The organism is Pectobacterium sp. S5 (assembly GCF_051707265.1).
In the GTDB taxonomy this organism is placed as follows: Bacteria; Pseudomonadota; Gammaproteobacteria; order Enterobacterales; family Enterobacteriaceae; genus Pectobacterium; species Pectobacterium polare.
This window is the reverse complement of sequence record NZ_JAULSZ010000003.1, coordinates 1-18,785: the sequence shown is the minus strand read 5'-3', so window position 1 is coordinate 18,785 and position 18,785 is coordinate 1. Positions and strand designations below refer to the sequence as shown.

The following is an 18,785-nucleotide window of genomic DNA, read 5'->3' as shown; positions in this document are numbered from 1 at the left end:
TACTGCGAGGCAGCCCGCGCCAAAGCAAAATCGTGCAGCGGTCAATGACGTATAAAAATTACTTAACTGACAATATTTAAAAAACAGAATCCAAATCAATAAGCCCATAATTTTGCCTCACGCCTTTCCCGGTTAGCGCTATGCTCTTTTTATCCCTATAACTCTTATGGGTTATAACGCTGCACAATCTTGCAGCCCTCGAGTAAGGAAAATGGATGAAAACGAAAACCTCATATGGACTGAACTGGCTTCCGCTAATCATTATTCTCGCCATCGCCGCCTCTTTTTGGCACATGGAACCCCCAACTGGCTTAAGCCCCGCAGCCTGGCACTCCGCCGTCCTCTTCGTCGCCACGATCGTGAGCATTGTCGCGAATGTTCTCCCGATTGGGGCTATCGGTATTATCAGTATCACGCTCTTTGCGCTGACGTACGCTGCGGGAGATACAACGGCCAGCGGTGCGATACAAACCGCGCTCAGCGACCTGAACAGCTCGTTGATCTGGCTGATTGTTGTCGCCTTCATGATCGCCCGTGGCTTTATCAAAACAGGGCTGGGTCGCCGCATCGCCTTGCAGATGATCCGCATGCTGGGAAAACGCACGCTGGGTTTGGCTTACGGTCTGGCCTTTGCCGATCTGGTGCTTTCCCCCGCAATGCCGAGCAACACCGCACGCTGCGGCGGGATTATTTATCCCATTGCCGATTCGCTGTCGCGCAGCTTCGACTCCAAACCGGAAGATGCCTCGCGCAGTAAGATTGGCACCTTCCTGATTACCTGCATCGGTAACGTTAACGACGTGACGGCGGCGCTGTTTATGACTGCTTACACCGGCAACCTGCTGGCAGTGAAGCTCGCCGCCAACGCGGGCGTGACCATCACGTGGGGAAGCTGGTTTCTGGCAGCGCTCGTGCCCTGTTTGATTTCTCTGGCGGTTGTTCCCCTGCTCGTCTACTGGCTGACCAAGCCGGAAATTCGCCATACGCCAGATGCACCAAAACTGGCCGTCGCCGAACTGGCAAAAATGGGCAACATGAGCCGCGGTGAATGGCTGATGGCATTCACTGTTGTCCTGCTGCTGGTGCTGTGGATTTTTGGCGATAAATTAGGCGTGGATGCCACGACCGCCTCGTTCGTCGGGCTGTCTTTCCTGCTGCTAACCGGCGTACTGAGCTGGGAAGACGTGAAGAGCGAGAAAGGAGCCTGGGATACGCTGATTTGGTTCGCCGCCCTACTGATGATGGCGAATCAGTTGAAAAAGCTCGGTTTCACCAACTGGTTTGGCGATCTCATCGGCAGCAACATCGGTCACTTGATGCAGGGAACCAGCTGGGTATTGGTGTTGCTGCTGCTGAATGCGGCCTATTTCTACACCCACTATTTCTTTGCCAGCGGCAACGCGCAGATCGCCGCACTTTTTGCCGTGTTCCTCAGTGTCGGGATCAACCTGAATATTCCAGCAGTGCCGATGGCATTCATGCTGGCGTTTACCAGCAGCCTGTACTGTTCACTGACGCAATATACCCACGCTCGCGGCCCCATCCTGTTCGGCGCGGGCTACGTACCCACCGCGGTGTGGTGGCGCACCGGTTTCGTCGTCAGTCTGGTGAATCAGGCGATCTTCATGAGCGCGGGTCTGCTGTGGTGGAAAGCGATTGGCCTGTATTGATCGTTAGTTCACATAAGATGTGAAAAAGCCGGGTTTCCCCGGCTTTCGTTTCATTGTCGCAACACGCGCGATCAGAACGAATAAGAGACGCTGCCGACCACGCTGCGCTCCGCACCGAAGTAGCAGAACTCCAGCGAGTTACAGGCTGCTACGTAGCGTTTATCGGTCAGGTTATTGACGTTAAGCTGCGCACTCAGCCCTTTCAGACCGACCTTCGAGAGATCGTATCCCACCGCCATATCCACCAGCGTATAAGAAGGCAGCGTGTGGGTGTTGGCACGATCGGAGGTCACACCGTTCACGTAACGCACGCCGGAGCCAATCGTCAGTCCGTCCAGCGGACCGCTTTTGACATCATAGCTAGCCCAGGCGCTAGCCTGATTACGCGGTGCGTAAACCGCACGTCGGCCTTGTTCATTCACATCATCACTCTTCTTATAGCGGATATCCGTATAGGTATAGGCCGCCTGCAAACGAAGGTTTTCGGTGATATGACTCACAGCCTCCAGCTCCACGCCTTCCGATTCAATTTCACCGATGGAACGATACGGATCGCTGGGCTGATTCTTCGTCGCGACATTTTTCTGATTAATACGGAATACTGACAGGCTATACTGGTTTTGCGATCCTTCCGGCTGATACTTCATGCCCGCTTCCCACTGTTTTCCTTTCATCGGTTCAAGGATGTTGCCACTCGCATCAGCAAAGCTGGTTGGCGTGAAGGCCGTGGAATAGCTCACATAAGGCGCAAAGCCATTATCAAACAGGTAGAGCAATGCGGCACGTGAGCTAAAATTATTCTCATCCAGCTCACCACGGTCACCGCTATTTTTATTGATAGTGGTGATTTTTACCTGATCGTGACGACCGCCCAACGTTAAACGCCAACGCTCCCAGCTCATTTGATCTTGTAGATAGATCCCCGTCTGTTGCAGCTTGTGTTTTTCCAGCGTGCCGGACATGGCCGTTGGACCGGAACCGTAAACGGGATTAAACGCGTCGAGCGCCGGGAAGGAACCCGAAGGCCAATCCACATCATTATGACGTTGTTGATAATCAATCCCCACCAGCAGACGGTGGTTCACCGCACCGGTATCCACGCTGCCATCGAGCTGATTATCTAACGTTAGCGCAGACAGCGACTCGCGGGAACCGGAGTAATAGCGGGTCAACGTATCAGCGGTCGGCTGCGTCCAGCCATAGGCGTACACCTGATCCAAATGCACTTTGGTACGCAGATAACGCACTTTTTGGCGCACTGCCCAGCCGCTATCAAAACCATGCTCAACGTTGTATCCCACCATGTTTTGCTTACGGTCGTATTTCTCATAGTTCTCTTCCCCTTCATAGAAGGTGTTCGAGATTTTCCGCCCGTTGTGCGCGACCACCGTGCCTTCATACGGCAAACCCGAGTGACTGCCGCCTTCAGGATCGCGTTGCAGGTACGCCATCAACTCCAGACGAGTTTTGTCGGAAATCCGCCACAGCAGGCTAGGCGCAATCGCATAGCGTTCTTCTTTCAGCGGTCCAAATTGAGTATCCGCCTCACGCACCATCCCGCCCAGACGGAACGCAAAACGCTCGTCATCATCCAGCGGACCGGTAACGTCAAACGCCGCACCGCGCTGTGCATTATTACCTGCAAACAGTTTGATCTGTCCGCTGCGATCGAACGACGGCTGACGGGAATTCAGCGCCACAATCCCACCCGGAGAAGAACGGCCATAGAGTACGGACGCCGGGCCTCTGACCACTTCAATGCTGTCGAGGAACCAGGGATCGATAACCAGCGAGCTATGGGAGTTGGTATCCCCCATCATCTTCAGCCCGTCGAGATAGACGTTATCGAGGCTGCCGTCGGAAAAGCCGCGCAGCACCATGTAGTCAAAGCGGTTGGACGCGCCGATTTGGTTGTTGTATACGCCCGGCGTATAGCCGACCGCCTGACGAACGCTGGTCGCACCTTGTTCCTGAATTTGGTCGCGCGTAATGATAGAAACGGCCTGAGGAGTCTCGATATCGGGCGTTTCCAGCTTAGTCGCGCCGCGCTGCGTTTGAGACGTCACGACTAACGTATCGCCCTGAGAAGAAGAGGATGGCGTATCCTGCGCCAGTGCCGACACCGTTAATCCACTGGTGAAACAGCCAACCACCAGCGCCAGCCGCGTTTTTCTGAACATGGGAATCTCCACAGACCTTATTATTGTAAATAAGAATTATTACCGTTTTTAGTCTTGCGATAGCTATGCGCAGTGACAACTTGTGTATGCGCAATGACAAAACGGGAACTCAGCGAGAAAGCGTCAAGCGGGTAGCCAAGTGACAATATCTGGCACAAATAAGGCTCAGGAGAGTGATAAGAAAGGAAACGCTAGCTGACCATGCGCGCATCGCTCGGTGCCATGCCGTAACGCCGCCGAAAAGCCGTGGCAAAGTTGGTTGCGTGCTGGTAGCCCGACATCCAGGCCGCCTGTTGAACGCTGTATCCCTGCAACAGATAGCGCCGAGCCAGTTCCAGACGGCAATCGCGCAGATAGTCAAAGACCGAATGGCCATACGCCTGACGAAACTTGGTGCGCAGGCTACTGGTGCTCATCGCGGCCAGCTGCGCCAATTCATTGAGGGTGTACTCTTTTTCAGGCTGTTGCGCCAGAAGCCGTCGAACGTTCTCCAGCCGATCCTGCTCGCCGGGCGGAGGTAAGACGCGCCGCTCTCCCCCACGTTGTCCGAATGACAGACCTTGCCCTAGCAGCTGTAGCATCACGCCTTCCAGCATCAGCTGGCGCGATAATCCCGGCACGGTGTTTTCCAGCGCATGCTGCAACCCAGATAATAAATAGCCGGGAACCTGCCATAAAAATGTCGGATTACCGCCCTGCTCCCACTCATTAAGCAGCGAGCCTAACAGTGGATCCAAAGCAAAAGTGGTGGGGAAAATACCCAGTGATACGGTGCGAAGATGACAGTCCGCGAGGTGGCTGGCGTTCATGACTAACGGGTCACCCAGCCGGGTGCTGAATGCCATACCAGACCGAACAACAAATTCCTTGCCATTCAGGCGCAGCGCAACGCGACCTTCCAGCACCACCAGCGTATAAAACGGGCAGCAGTGCAACGACGTCGATTCGTAAGGCTGCAACACCTGCACGTTGGAATTCGTCAGGCAAATCCCAGAGGATAGCGTCATCTCTTCGACGTCACCCTGCACCACGATACGCTTTTCTTTCGCGCGCTCACGGCAGGACGACAGCTGCGGGAAGTGGTAATCAATCCCGTAACGTTCACCGATGTCGAAGAAATCCTCAATGGAAAAGAGTCGTTTTAGCATGAGCGGGAAGATACCCTCATCCTGTTTAACGCCCAGAATCAGGCCAGCGGTTAGCGGGAATGCGTGGAATGAAGACAGAAAAATGCTTTCTGCTTAATTGGTGCTCACCTTACCATTACCATGAAATCTCATCAATAAGACTGATAACTATTCTCATCACAATCGATCTTGCATGGCGACAGGCTAAGAAGTAGAAAACATCTGCGTCCTAACCGGTTTTGCTTTTCAAGTGGCGTTAAAAATTATGCTGAGGCGAGCGAGGACGCCGTGTGAGCCGCATGGATAATGAGATGGACGCTCCATCTTTACGGCATCAGATGTGCCAAAGTTTGAGTGTCAAATCTCAAAAGAAGGAGCGTCCAAATGCAAGTATCTACCCTTGGTATCGATCTGGCAAAAAACGTTTTCGTTCTTCACGGTGTCGATCACACCGGCCAGACCGTTCTGAAAAAGAAACTCTCGCGGGCAAAGTTTGCTGAGTTCGTTATCCGTCTCGAACCCTGTCTTATTGGGATGGAGGCGTGTTCATCCAGCCACCATTTTGCCCGCATGTTTATCCGCCACGGCCATCAGGTCAGGCTGATGCCACCGCAGTACGTCAAGCCTTACGTCAAAACCAACAAGACCGATGCGACGGATGCGGAAGCCATCTGCGAAGCCGTTACTCGGCCCAATATGCGTTTTGTTCAGGTCAAAACCGTTGACCAGCAGGCTGTACTCGCCCTTCATACGGAGCGGGATATCATTATCCGGGAACGGGTCGCCTGTACGAACAGCTTGCGGGCCATGCTGAGCGAGTTTGGTTTTGTGATGGCAACAGGCAGAAAAGCGCTGAAGCAGGGCGTTCCAGAAATTCTTGAAGACGGAGAAAATGAGCTATCCCCGTTCGTTCGTGCCAGCGCATTACGGCAGATCGCGCATATTGATGCGCTGGATGACCATTTGGAGCTTATCGAACAACAACTGAAGTCATGGGCCGAAACACAGGCAGCCTGTAAACGCATGACAAAAGTGCCCGGCGTCGGACTGCTGACGGCGACGTATCTGGTCGCATCAGTGGGTGACGGAAAGCAATTCAGCTGTGCAAAACAGTTCTCAGCCTGGATGGGTTTGACACCGCGTGAATATTCCAGCGGAGGCAAACAGCATCTGGGGCGGATAAGCAAACGGGGCGATGGTTACTTCCGTTATCTTCTGGTTCACGGAGCCCGGGCAGTCGCTTCCGTGATTGAGCGACACAGGGAAGACATGCGGTGGCTCGACGGATTGCTGAAACGCAAAAATTACAATGTTGCAGTAGTGGCACAGGCGAGTAAAACAGCGCGGATACTGTGGTCGATGCTGGTCCATGAAACCGAATATCGCCCCCCTGCGGTAGCCTGAGTACCGCTCAGTCTTTGCTGGGGTTCACAAAGGGTAAAACGCAGTCCGGAATTGCAGGTGTAATCAAAAAGATGGCAAAACAGGTAAGACCGCAGGTGAGGTAAACCGGTTCGCCGATGGGCACGATAGCCCGTAGTGGATGCTTGGTTCTCACCTGGCGGATTTCATCATGGTTCGGGGCGCAGAAGCCTCATCAGAAACCGGATATATGCCTGCAGTTACCGATTTTACATCTTGCTGAAAAATGCCTTGTTCAACCGGGAGCGTCCATATACGCTGCGAAAGCTAGTGCTGCGCGCCGGACAAAAACGTCAAAGACGTTTTTGAACAGCACTTGTGCTGACCCGAAGGGCGAGTCCCATTTATGGGGCGAGTAATCGCGTCACTAGCGGCACGATTAGCGTTCTCGAATGCCGAAGGAACCGCAAAGCGGCATAATTTCCGCCAAAAAGCCTGGGTTCTCAGGGCGGCGGCGACTGAGCGCCCTGAGCGGGCGTGGTGCGAGCGCCACAGAGAAATCATGTGGCTCATCACGCCCGAAACGCCCCCCGACAATGCATAATTCAGGCAGCAATATTGTAAGCTACTTACTCAACCTCTTAATCTGCATCATAACCTAGATTCGGCGCCAGCCAGCGTTCCACCTCGCTCACATCCATCCCTTTACGCACCGCGTAATCCTCTACCTGATCGTGCTGGATTTGCGCGACGGCGAAGTATTTACTGTCCGGGTGGCTGAAGTACCAGCCGGATACCGACGCGCCCGGCCACATAGCATAGGATTCGGTGAGCTTCATGCCAGTATGCTTTTCCACATCCAGCAACTGCCAGATTTGCACTTTCTCCGTGTGATCAGGGCAAGCCGGATAACCCGGCGCAGGACGGATGCCCTGATAGTTCTCGCGGATCAGCAGCTCATTACTGAGGTTCTCATTCGGCGCATAGCCCCAGTAGACCTTTCGCACACGCTCATGCAGGTATTCCGCAAAGGCTTCCGCCAGACGGTCGGAGATCGCCTTCACCATGATCTTGTTGTAATCATCATGTTGAGCTTCCCACTGGTCGGCCAACGTATCTTCTTCCAGTCCACCGGTCACCGCAAACGCCCCGAGATAGTCCGGCTTACCGCTGGACTTCGGTGCCACGAAATCGGACAGGCAGTAGTTCGCGAAGTCGGTTTTTTCCGTCTGTTGACGCAGATGGTGGCTCACTGACAGCACCGTTTCACGCCATTCATCGGTATAAATCACGACGTCATCCCCAACGCGGTTCGCCGGGAATAAGCCAACCACGCCACGCGGATTCAGCGCACCGCGTTCGGACAAATCGTCCAGCATCGCGTTGGCATCGGCAAACAGGCGCTTAGCCTCTTCACCCACCACCTCATCTTCCAGAATGCGGGGATATTTCCCGGCCAGCGACCAGGTCATAAAAAACGGCGTCCAGTCGATGTAGTTGCGCAGCGTTTCAATACTGGCCGTCACTTCCTGAACACCCAGCCGATGCGCAACCGGCGGTGTATAATTTTCCCAGTCCAGATCGGAGGCGTTAGCGCGAGCCGCTTCCAGCGTCACCGGTGGCGTTCTCGGCTTTTTACGCGCGTGCTGAATACGCACGGTTTCGTACTCTTTACGGGTACGTACAACAAAGTCGTCATATTGCGCACTGGACAGCAGCGCTGATACCACGCCCACAGAGCGCGAGGCATTCTGCACGTAGACCGTCGGGCCGCTATAGTTCTGCTCAATCTTCACGGCGGTATGTGCTTTAGACGTCGTCGCGCCACCAATCAGCAGCGGCAGCGTAAAGCCCTGACGCTCCATTTCTTTCGCCACGTTGACCATTTCATCCAGCGACGGCGTAATCAGCCCAGACAGCCCGATAATATCGACATTCTCTTCACGCGCGGTCTTCAGGATTTTATCCGTCGGCACCATCACGCCCAGATCGATAATCTCGTAGTTGTTACATTGCAGCACCACGCCGACAATATTCTTGCCGATATCGTGGACATCGCCTTTTACCGTCGCCAGCAGGATTTTCCCAGCGGACGAGCCTTTGTCTTTACTGGCATCAATATAAGGTTCGAGGTAGGCCACCGCCTGCTTCATCACACGGGCAGATTTCACCACCTGCGGCAAAAACATTTTCCCCGCGCCGAACAGATCGCCGACCACGTTCATGCCGTCCATCAGCGGGCCTTCAATCACCTCGATCGGCCGCGTCGCTTGCTGGCGCGCTTCTTCGGTATCCAGCTCGATAAATTCGGTAATTCCTTTAACCAGCGAATATTCCAGACGCTTCCGCACGTCCCATCCGCGCCACTCCGCCTGCGTTTTGCTGCCTTCATCTTCCGTTTTGCTGCCGCGATACTTTTCCGCCAGATCGAGCATACGCTCGGTGGCATCGCTGCGACGGTTAAGGATCACATCTTCAACGGCATCGCGTAGTTCAACAGGAAGATCGTCATAGATCGCCAACTGGCTGGCGTTCACGATCCCCATGTCCATACCATTGCGGATCGCGTAATACAGGAAGACGGCGTGGATCGCTTCACGCACCAGATCGTTACCGCGGAATGAGAAGGAAACGTTGGATACGCCGCCGGAGATCATCGCATGCGGCAGCTGCGCTTTGATGTCTGCACAGGCTTCGATGAAATCCACCGCGTAGTTGTTGTGCTCATCGATCCCCGTTGCCACAGCAAAAATATTCGGATCGAAAATGATATCTTCCGGTGGGAAACCGACTTCTTCCGTCAGGATGCGGTACGCCCGACTACAAATTTCAATTTTACGTGCGCGGGTATCGGCCTGACCGACTTCATCAAACGCCATCACCACCACAGCCGCACCGTAGCGCCGAACCAGTTTGGCGTGATGCACAAAGGCCTCAACGCCTTCTTTCATGGAAATCGAGTTAACAATTCCCTTGCCCTGAATACATTGAAGCCCCTTCTCAACCACCTCCCACCGAGAGGAGTCGATCATGATCGGCACACGGGCAATATCCGGTTCACCAGCAATCAGATTCAGGAAACGGACCATCGCCGCTTCCGCATCCAGCATGCCTTCATCCATATTGATGTCGATGATCTGCGCACCGCTTTCCACCTGCTGACGGGCGACGTCCAGCGCTTCGTTATATTTTTCTTCTTTGATCAGACGCTTAAAACGTGCGGAGCCGGTGACATTCGTCCGCTCCCCAACGTTAACAAACAGCGTGTTGGCATCGATATTCAGCGGTTCCAGACCAGACAGGCGGCAGGCCACCGGAATCTCCGGCAGCTTGCGTGGCGGCACGCCTTCCACCACTTTTGCCATCGCGGCAATATGCGCAGGTGTCGATCCACAGCAGCCGCCGACAATATTCAGAAAACCGGATCGCGCCCATTCGCCGATATGCTTCGCCATATCGGCCGGATCCAGATCGTATTCTCCAAAGGCGTTGGGCAGCCCTGCGTTCGGGTGCGCACTCACATAGCATTCTGAAATACGTGACAGTTCAGCGACATACTGACGCAGTTCATCCGGCCCCAGCGCACAGTTCAGGCCGAAAGATAGCGGGCGGGAATGGCGTAAGGAGTTGTAAAACGCTTCTGTTGTCTGACCGGATAGCGTACGCCCTGACGCATCCGTGATCGTGCCGGAAATCATCACTGGCAGTGTGATCCCTAAGGCTTCAAACTCGCTTTCTACCGCGAAACTCGCCGCTTTGGCATTCAACGTATCGAAGATGGTTTCGATCATGATCAGATCGACGCCGCCCGCGATCAGTGCGCGTGTCGATTCGCGATACGCTTCCACCAGTTGATCAAAACTAACGTTACGAAACGCTGGATCGTTAACATCGGGAGAGATCGACGCGGTACGGTTCGTCGGGCCGAGCACTCCGGCAACATAACGCGGCTTATCCGGCGTTAAGGCCGTCCATTTGTCCGCACTAGCACGCGCCAGCTGTGCAGCAACGGTATTAATTTCCGCCGACAACGCCTGCATATCATAGTCCGCCATTGCAATGGTGGTGGCGTTGAAGGTGTTGGTTTCGAGAATGTCGGCACCGGCTTCCAGATAGGCGTCGTGGATTTCACTAATCACCTGAGGCTTGGTCAGCACCAGCAGATCGTTATTCCCTTTCACATCGCTCGGCCAGTCAGCAAAGCGCTCGCCGCGATAATCTGCTTCCTCCAGGCGATAACCCTGGATCATGGTTCCCATACCACCATCCAGCACCATAATGCGTTGCGCCAACTGACGCCGCAATTCGTCTACCCGATTACTCACGCGAACCCCATTCCCGGCCAATAAATACGATATGTTGTGTCTCTACCCAAAATAATTCGAGTTGCAGGAAGGCGGCAATCGCACGAATCCCCAGGAGCTTACATCAGTAAGTGACTGGGGTGAGTAAGAGAAGCCAACGCACATGCAGCTTGGAGTATGACGGGTATATCCTAGCATAAGTTATGAGCACGCTAACGCGGTGTAGCATGAGACTTTTTCAGGTCATTTGCCGATAAAAAGCGCAGAGAAAGAAGAGTTGCATTCTGCGGTAAAAAAACGAAAATCAATTCCATTACCATAAAAAGGAATCGACGCCATGACGCCACCAGAGCCAGCTAAACGCGGGAAAAAACCCAGAGCCAGCGCAGGCACCGCCGCACAGCCAACTGGGCAGGTTCAGTCGCTGACCCGTGGCCTGACGCTGCTTGAATATATCGCCAAAGCCAACGGCAGCGTGGCGCTAACCGATCTCGCTCAGCAGGCCGGTTTACCGAATTCCACGACCCACCGTCTGCTCACCACCATGCAGCAACAGGGCTTTGTGCGTCAGGTTGGCGACTTGGGGCTGTGGACGATTGCTTCACACGCGTTTATCGTCGGCAGCAGCTTTCTGCAAAGCCGCAACCTGCTGGCGATTGTGCATCCGATAGTACGCAAGTTAATGGAAGATTCTGGTGAAACCGTCAATCTGGCCGTGCTCGATCAGACCGACAGCCAGGCGATCATCATCGATCAGGTACAGTGTACGGCGCTGATGCGCATGTCCGCACCGATCGGCGGTAAGTTGCCAATGCATGCTTCGGGTGCAGGGAAAGCGTTTCTGGCGCATTTACCCGATGCTCAGGTCACTCAACTGCTGCACAAGAAAGGGCTGCACGGCTACACGCCACATACCTTCAGCTCGCCACAAGCGTTGAAAGAAAACCTGTCTCTGATTCGCAAACAGGGCTATTCGTTTGATGACGAAGAGCACGCGCTGGGATTACGCTGTATCGCGGCCTGTATTCTGGATGAACATCATGAAGCGTTCGCCGCCATTTCCATCTCCGGCCCCGTATCACGCATAACGGACGACCGCGTCACGGAACTCGGCGCACTGGTGATCAAAGCCGCGAAGCAGGTCATGCAGGAATACAGCGGGTTATAAGCCTTTTAGGCGCATGTTTATGCAGACTGTGGGAAGGTTTCGTGCGCAATAATACCGTTATTTTCATGCTACGTCGTAGCACGCGCCCGACACAGGGCGCTCAGTCGCCGCCGCCCTGTGTACCCAGGCTTTCGGCGGGAATTATGCCGCTGACGCGGTGCCTTCGTCGGTATCAGGCTTAACGGACCGCTTGCGACACGTTCCCTACGTGGCGCAAGCTTTCGCCGCGTCCTGCGGCTCATCCTAAGCCTGCTATCTCCTCAGCATAATTTTTTACGCCGGATAACGACAAAGGCCAGAGTCATTCTCAGTTGTGGTGTATAGCGGCTCAGCACGCTGACTGAAACGCTTGCGGCGTCGGTAGGCGTAAACATCCTCAATGTACCCGTCTCTGATACGCTGCTGTAATGCTCGCCAGTAATCCGCGCAAAACAGATCACCGTGCATTTCCTCAAACAGCGTGCGAATGTGGCGATCACTGCACAGGAAATGCGGAAATTCTTCGGGAAACACGTCATTCGGCGCGACGCTGTACCACGGCTCGGCGGCCAGTTCGTCCTCTGGGTAACGCGGTGGCGGAATTTTGCGGAAATTCACTTCAGTCATGTAGCAAATCTCATCGTAGTCATAAAAGACGACTCGTCCATGACGTGTGACGCCGAAATTCTTGAATAGCATGTCGCCGGGGAAAATATTCGCCGCAGCCAGCTGTTTGATGGCATTGCCGTATTCTTCAATCACATCGTGCAGCTGCTGTGCGCTTGCATGCTCCAGATAGAGGTTCAGCGGCGTCATTCGGCGTTCCATGTACAAGTGTCGGATCACCAATTGATCGCCCAGATCTTCCAGCTTTTCCGGTACCTCACGCCAAAGCTCATCCAGCAATTCTGGACTGATACGATGCTTATCGATGACGAAGTTTTCATATTCCTGCGTATCCGCCATGCGCCCCACGCGATCGTGCTCTTTCACCAGCTGATAGCACGCCATTACCCGCTCTGCACTTACCTCTTTCTGCGGCGCGAAGCGATCTTTGATGACCTTAAATACGCGATCGAACGAAGGCAGCGTAAACACCAGCATCACCATACCTTTCACGCCGGGCGCGATAATAAACTGCTCTTCTGATTCGGCAATGTAGTGCAGATACTCGCGGTAATACTCGGTTTTACTGTGCTTCTGGCAGCCGATGGCCAGATACAGCTCCGCCGTTGTCTTCCCCGGCAAAATGTCCCGCAGCCAGGCTACCAGCGCCGACGGCAACGGGGCATACACCATGAAGTAAGAGCGGGCGAAACCAAACACAATGCTGGCGTCTGCCTGACTGGTTAAGCAGGTATCAATAAATAGCGCCCCGCGTTCGTTGTGGTGAATCGGCAGCAGGAACGGAAAAACACCGTCAGGGAGCGACAGTTTTCCCACCAACCAGGCCGCTTTATTACGATAAAACAGCTCATTAGCCAGCTGTAACGTCGCTTGCGCAAGCTGCTCCGCTGAGAAAGTGCGCTGCAAATACGCAGTGATATAACCAATATCACGCGGCAAGTCTTCCCACGGTAAACGCAGCGGCACATCGCTCAGCAGCTTTTCCAACATGTTCTGCCAGCCGTCAGTGGGCACAAACGTCTTGGCGATAGGCCGGGGAATTTCACGAAAGCGTTGTTCAGGCTGAGAGCTGAAAACAAACAGCTTATCAGGCGTCAGTTCCCGATGGTTAAACAGCCGACAGTAGACAGAATTAAAGAAACTCTCAGCAATTTCAAAACGTGGATAGTCCGGCAGTAAGCGGGTATAGATATGCTTCACGCATGCCAAAAAATCTGCATCATCGCAGCGGATACCGGTAATACAGCGCAGCTGTTCGACCACCAGACCAACATGGTGATCGTATAGGTGAATACGCTGTTTCATTGCCTGTTGTACGGCAGGCCAGTCAGCCTGTTCAAAGCGCTGCTGCGCACCCGCCGTCACTTCGAGAAAACGTCCATATTGCGCATCAAACCCTTGCAGGATCGTCTGCGCCACCAGCTTTTCAAGGTCACGCGTCATCATGATCTCCCGATGAAACCCGGCCAGCCGAACACTGACCGGGTTAGGATCAGAACTGCTGTTCTTCCGTCGATCCCGTCAGCGCCGTCACTGAAGACTCGCCTCCCTGAATGATGTTCGTCACCTTATCGAAGTAGCCGGTACCCACTTCCTGCTGATGCGATGAGAAGGTATAGCCATCTTTAATCGCCTCAAATTCAGGCTGCTGCACTTTTTCTACGTAGTGCCTCATCCCCTCGCCCTGTGCATAGGCGTGCGCCAGGTCAAACATGTTGAACCACATGCTGTGAATGCCAGCCAGCGTAATGAATTGGTACTTGTAGCCCATCGCCGACAGCTCGTCCTGAAAACGTGCAATCGTGCTGTCATCCAGATTCTTCTTCCAGTTAAAGGAAGGGGAACAGTTATACGCCAGCAGCTTACCGGGGAACTTCGCGTGGATAGCCTCAGCAAAACGACGCGCCAGCGATAAATCCGGCGTTGAGGTTTCGCACCACACCAAATCGGCATACGGTGCGTACGCCAGACCACGGCTGATTGCCTGCTCGATCCCTGCACGCGTACGATAAAAGCCTTCCACCGTACGTTCTCCGGTGATGAAATCACGGTCATATTCATCGCAATCGGAAGTCAGCAAATCCGCCGCATCCGCATCGGTTCGCGCAACCAGTAAGGTCGGCACACCCAAGACATCCGCCGCCAAACGCGCCGCAACCAGTTTCTGAATGGCTTCCTGCGTCGGCACCAGTACTTTTCCCCCCATGTGCCCGCATTTCTTCGCCGATGCCAGCTGATCCTCAAAGTGAACCGCAGCAGCACCCGCTTCGATCATCGATTTCATCAGCTCAAACGCATTCAGCACGCCGCCAAACCCCGCCTCCGCATCCGCAACAATCGGCAGAAAGTAGTCAGTATGACGCTTATCGCCCGGCTCAATGCGATTCGACCACTGAATCTGATCGGCACGCCGAAAGGTGTTATTGATGCGTTCAATCACCGCAGGTACGGAGTTCGCTGGGTAGAGCGACTGGTCGGGATACATGCTGGACGCCAGATTGGCATCCGCCGCCACCTGCCAGCCGGAAAGATAAATCGCTTCGATGCCCGCTTTCGCCTGCTGTAAAGCCTGTCCTCCCGTCAGCGCGCCCAGGCAATTCACATAGCCTTTGCGAGAGTCACCATGCAGTAGGTTCCATAGCTTTGCCGCGCCGAGCTGCGCGAGCGTGCATTCCGGGTTCACCGATCCCCGTAGATTAATCACATCTTCTGCGCTGTAGGGGCGCGTAATACCTTCCCAGCGGGCGGTTTTCCACTCTTTTTCGATATGCTGGACTTGTTGGGTACGAGAGGTCGTCATAGCAGAGGTTCCTTTTTATTATCAGTCAGGATTAATCAAGCAATGCGTAGCCAGGTAGCGTCAGGAAGTCGATCAACTCATCTTGCGTGGTGATTTGCTCCATCAGCCGCGCAGCTTCATCAAAGCGCCCTCCGCTGAAACGGGCATCACCGAGCTCCTCTTGAATCACAAACATCTCTTCGGCCAGCATCTGGCGGAACAGCGCTTTGGTGATCACACGGCCATCGCTCAATGTCTTGCCGTGGCGAATCCACTGCCAGATTGAGGTACGGGAAATTTCTGCCGTTGCCGCATCTTCCATCAGCCCATAAATCGGGACGCAGCCATTGCCGGATATCCATGCTTCGATGTACTGCACCGCCACACGGATATTCGCGCGCATCCCCACTTCCGTACGCTCTCCCGGGCAAGGCTCAAGCAACTCTTCTGCACGGATGGGCGCATCGTGTTCACGACTGATTTCGAGCTGATTTTTACGCTCGCCTAACGCCCGATCGAACACCTCCATCACCGCATCGGCCAGCCCAGGATGGGCCACCCAAGTGCCGTCATGACCATTGTGAGCTTCCAGCTCTTTGTCTTTACGTACCTTATCCAACACCCAGTTATTGCGTTCCGCATCCTTACTTGGGATGAACGCCGCCATCCCGCCCATGGCGAACGCGCCACGGCGATGACAGGTTTTGATCAACAGCCGCGAATAAGCACTAAGGAACGGTTTTTCCATCGTCACCGACTGGCGGTCAGGTAGGACGCGATCGCTGTGGTTCTTTAATGTTTTGATATAGCTGAAGATATAATCCCAGCGGCCGCAATTCAGCCCAACGATATGGTCACGTAAGTGATAGAGAATTTCGTCCATCTGGAAAACGGCAGGCAGCGTTTCAATCAATACTGTCGCTTTGATCGTCCCGCGCGGCAGGTCAAAGCGATCTTCCGTGTAGCAGAAGACATCATTCCACCAGGCCGCTTCCTGCCATGATTGGGTCTTAGGCAGATAGAAATAAGGGCCGCTACCTTTCTTCAGCAGCTCCTGATAGTTGTGGAAAAAATACAGCGCGAAGTCGAACAGGCTGCCGGGAATCGCTTCTCCCTGCCAGGACACGTGTTTTTCAGGCAAATGCAAACCGCGTACCCGGCAAATCAATACGGCAGGATTGGGTTTCAGCTGGTAGATTTTTCCTGTTTCATTGATATAGGAAATCGTACCGCGTACGGCATCACGCAAATTGATTTGACCGTCGATCACCTTTTCCCAACTCGGTGACAACGAATCCTCAAAGTCCGCCATGAATACTTTCACGTTGGCATTCAATGCGTTGATCACCATCTTGCGTTCGACCGGACCGGTAATCTCAACACGACGATCCTGAAGGTCATCGGGAATACCGCGTATTGTCCATGCCTTATCACGAATGGAAGCTGTTTCTGAAATAAAATCAGGCAACTTACCCTGATCGATATTACGCTGTTGTACCTGCCGTTCGGCGAGTAATTGATTACGGGCTGGCGTGAAATGCGCGACCAGCTCCGTTAAGAAATCAATCGCTTCTTCCGTAAGAATTTGCTTCTCACCTTCGCCAAAACGCTGACTAAAGGCCAATTCTCTGTTTATCGTCTGCTGCATCATTCGTGGTTCCTTTTCAGATTCCGCTTCATTTATCAACAACCGCCAAATCGGCAAACCAGTATGTACATTTCTTAGCCGACAGGATTAAGCGTAATACAATAAAAAACAAAATCAAAAACAATTTCCATTTTAATTAAAAACAGAAAGTAACATCATGATAAAAATGAAAATTAAAATCAAAAAGGAAGAGAAATGACTTTCACTAACCAACAGAAATGAAAGGGTTCAGCACAAAAAAGAAAGGCACCCTTGAAGGTGCCTTAGAGAAAAGAAGGGGAATGGGTTAGTCCAGCGTAGGGTTCATCCGGCGTAAATCGTAAGGCGTAATCTGGTAAACATAGTAATTCAGCCAGTTAACAAAAAGCAGATGACCGTGGCTACGCCAGCTCGCTTTCGGTGCCAATTCAGGGTTGTCATTGGGGAAATAATTCACCGGAACGGCCGGATCCAATCCAGCATCGCAATCGCGGAAAAACTCGCCTGCGAGCGTCAAAACATCATACTCTGGGTGTCCGGTAACAAACGCCAGACGCTTATCCTTGCTGGCAAACAGGTAGACTCCAGCCTGCTCAGACTCAACCAGAATCTCTAAATCCGTATGCTGACGAATTACATCGGCCGGAAAATCCGCATAGCGTGAATGTGGTGCCAGGAATGTTTCATCAAAGCCGCGTGTCAACAACGCATGAGGTTGCAACGTTTGATGTAGGTAAACGCCGGATAGCTTTTCCTTGCGGGTCATCTTGGGAATACCGTAAAGGATATTGAGAGCAGCCTGCACAGCCCAACACACAAACAATGTGGAGGTAACATGCTCTTTTGCCCATTCGATGACACGTGCGATCTGTGGCCAATAAACAACATCGCAGAAATCAACCAATCCCAGCGGTGCGCCAGTCACAATCAGGCCATCAAAATTTTCGTCCTGAATATCGTCGAAATTACAGTAAAAGTTATTCAAATGCTCAGCCGGCGTATTCTTCGACTCGCGGCTATCGATACGTAGCAGTTGGATATCGATCTGTAAGGGGGAATTGGATAACAGGCGCAGAAACTGGTTTTCAGTCTCGATCTTTTTAGGCATCAGGTTCAGCACCAGCACTTTGAGGGGGCGAATTTCCTGCGTTTTAGCACGCGAGGACGTCATCACAAAGACGTTCTCATTCCGCAGAAAATTGACAGCTGGTAACTCATCAGGAACCCGAATTGGCATAACCTTATATCCTCAAAGCATACGTTTAAACGTTTAGACATCCAGATGCCCGAAGATAGCGAGTTTTTGTACTAATGTCGAGTGCTCAGCGCATAAGGTGAAAATGTTTCACTGTGTCCAGAGAACGCGCCACATGCTTTATCTTTTTTTCCTTGCCAGCTCAATCACTTCCGCATCAACCAACACCCGGGAGTGTTCTATTATAATCAGCCGTGCTCTCGGTGAAGCCGCAACAGTTATTTCCAGAAGAATACGTTCTTCAACCTGTGATAGCCCCCCTTCGTTCATTTCAAGCGCATGCATAACCAGCACATCCTGGCCGAATGTAAACCAGCCACGTTTGATAAATTTGTGGGCTAAATCCTGAAGAACCTTCTCTGCACGAAAAAAGTCAGCAACCAATAAGCGTGAATTACTAAAAACCTGGCTAGAGTCACTTACTTCCTGATGCGTCTCAGGATTACGCACAACCATTTTATTCTTACGGATCTGGATATATAAGATCGTCATTTATTTCCCTATATTTATTATTCCGTATGGGTTTCGACGTACAAACGGTGAAATCCACCCAAATTCCCCATAGCAAAAAGCCCCTGTCTTTCGACAGAGGCTTTCCACTTATTTGATGCCTGGCAGTTCCCTACTCTCACATGGGGAAACCCCACACTACCATCGGCGCTACGGCGTTTCACTTCTGAGTTCGGCATGGGGTCAGGTGGGACCAC

General features: G+C 53.0%; 11 protein-coding genes and 1 rRNA gene. 3 read left to right on the top strand and 9 right to left on the bottom strand.

All coding sequences use genetic code 11. The annotated features are described in order from the left end of the window. The first annotated feature begins 215 nt into the window (after positions 1-215). Positions 216-1,670, top strand: a complete 1,455-nt coding sequence (locus QWJ20_RS12565; protein ID WP_433992673.1) for a DASS family sodium-coupled anion symporter — start codon at positions 216-218, stop codon at positions 1,668-1,670. Positions 1,671-1,741: 71 nt separating this feature from the next. On the opposite strand, the gene foxA is transcribed toward QWJ20_RS12565, so the two are convergent. Further along, positions 1,742-3,850: a ferrioxamine B receptor FoxA gene (gene foxA, locus QWJ20_RS12560; protein WP_433992672.1), complete on the bottom strand. Its 2,109-nt coding sequence runs from the start codon at positions 3,848-3,850 to the stop codon at positions 1,742-1,744. A gap of 191 nt (positions 3,851-4,041) precedes the next feature. Next, on the bottom strand, positions 4,042-4,998 hold the full coding sequence (locus tag QWJ20_RS12555; RefSeq protein WP_095700734.1) for a helix-turn-helix transcriptional regulator: 957 nt from the start codon (positions 4,996-4,998) through the stop codon (positions 4,042-4,044). A 363-nt stretch (positions 4,999-5,361) separates the two neighbouring features. On the opposite strand from QWJ20_RS12555, the gene QWJ20_RS12550 reads away from it, so the two are divergent. Then, the gene (locus tag QWJ20_RS12550) at positions 5,362-6,381 is read left to right on the top strand and encodes an IS110 family transposase (protein ID WP_275208354.1); all 1,020 of its coding nucleotides are present in this window, start codon (positions 5,362-5,364) and stop codon (positions 6,379-6,381) included. Positions 6,382-6,980: 599 nt separating this feature from the next. Here QWJ20_RS12550 and metH read toward each other — a convergent pair. Beyond that, positions 6,981-10,664, bottom strand: a complete 3,684-nt coding sequence (gene metH / locus QWJ20_RS12545; RefSeq protein WP_433992671.1) for a methionine synthase — start codon at positions 10,662-10,664, stop codon at positions 6,981-6,983. Positions 10,665-10,980: 316 nt separating this feature from the next. Between metH and iclR the strand changes: the two genes are divergently transcribed. Beyond that, positions 10,981-11,811, top strand: coding sequence for a glyoxylate bypass operon transcriptional repressor IclR (gene iclR, locus QWJ20_RS12540; RefSeq protein WP_039462458.1), 831 nt, complete (start codon positions 10,981-10,983; stop codon positions 11,809-11,811). Between the two features lie 273 nt (positions 11,812-12,084). Here iclR and aceK read toward each other — a convergent pair whose 3' ends face one another. From aceK to rrf, 6 genes are all read right to left on the bottom strand, one after another. Next, positions 12,085-13,860: a bifunctional isocitrate dehydrogenase kinase/phosphatase gene (gene aceK, locus QWJ20_RS12535; protein ID WP_433992840.1), complete on the bottom strand. Its 1,776-nt coding sequence runs from the start codon at positions 13,858-13,860 to the stop codon at positions 12,085-12,087. A 49-nt stretch (positions 13,861-13,909) separates the two neighbouring features. Then, entirely contained in the window at positions 13,910-15,217 is a 1,308-nt protein-coding gene (gene aceA, locus QWJ20_RS12530) for an isocitrate lyase (RefSeq protein WP_109411574.1), read from the bottom strand. A 31-nt stretch (positions 15,218-15,248) separates the two neighbouring features. Next, entirely contained in the window at positions 15,249-16,847 is a 1,599-nt protein-coding gene (gene aceB, locus QWJ20_RS12525; protein WP_433992670.1) for a malate synthase A, read from the bottom strand. Positions 16,848-17,130: 283 nt separating this feature from the next. Then, entirely contained in the window at positions 17,131-18,060 is a 930-nt protein-coding gene (gene metA / locus QWJ20_RS12520) for a homoserine O-succinyltransferase MetA (RefSeq protein WP_433992669.1), read from the bottom strand. 138 nt (positions 18,061-18,198) lie between these two features. Continuing rightward, positions 18,199-18,570: a YjaA family stress response protein gene (locus QWJ20_RS12515; RefSeq protein ID WP_120358800.1), complete on the bottom strand. Its 372-nt coding sequence runs from the start codon at positions 18,568-18,570 to the stop codon at positions 18,199-18,201. Positions 18,571-18,687: 117 nt separating this feature from the next. Beyond that, a 5S ribosomal RNA gene (gene rrf / locus QWJ20_RS12510) occupies positions 18,688-18,785 on the bottom strand; the annotation flags it as partial.

Coding starts and splice junctions, on each gene's coding strand:
- QWJ20_RS12555 (WP_095700734.1), bottom strand. CDS start 4,998: ATGCTAAAACGACTCTTTTCCATTGAGGATTTCTTCGACATCGGTGAA.
- foxA (WP_433992672.1), bottom strand. CDS start 3,850: ATGTTCAGAAAAACGCGGCTGGCGCTGGTGGTTGGCTGTTTCACCAGT.
- QWJ20_RS12515 (WP_120358800.1), bottom strand. CDS start 18,570: ATGACGATCTTATATATCCAGATCCGTAAGAATAAAATGGTTGTGCGT.
- aceB (WP_433992670.1), bottom strand. CDS start 16,847: ATGATGCAGCAGACGATAAACAGAGAATTGGCCTTTAGTCAGCGTTTT.
- QWJ20_RS12550 (WP_275208354.1), top strand. CDS start 5,362: ATGCAAGTATCTACCCTTGGTATCGATCTGGCAAAAAACGTTTTCGTT.
- QWJ20_RS12565 (WP_433992673.1), top strand. CDS start 216: ATGAAAACGAAAACCTCATATGGACTGAACTGGCTTCCGCTAATCATT.
- aceK (WP_433992840.1), bottom strand. CDS start 13,860: ATGACGCGTGACCTTGAAAAGCTGGTGGCGCAGACGATCCTGCAAGGG.
- metA (WP_433992669.1), bottom strand. CDS start 18,060: ATGCCAATTCGGGTTCCTGATGAGTTACCAGCTGTCAATTTTCTGCGG.
- aceA (WP_109411574.1), bottom strand. CDS start 15,217: ATGACGACCTCTCGTACCCAACAAGTCCAGCATATCGAAAAAGAGTGG.
- iclR (WP_039462458.1), top strand. CDS start 10,981: ATGACGCCACCAGAGCCAGCTAAACGCGGGAAAAAACCCAGAGCCAGC.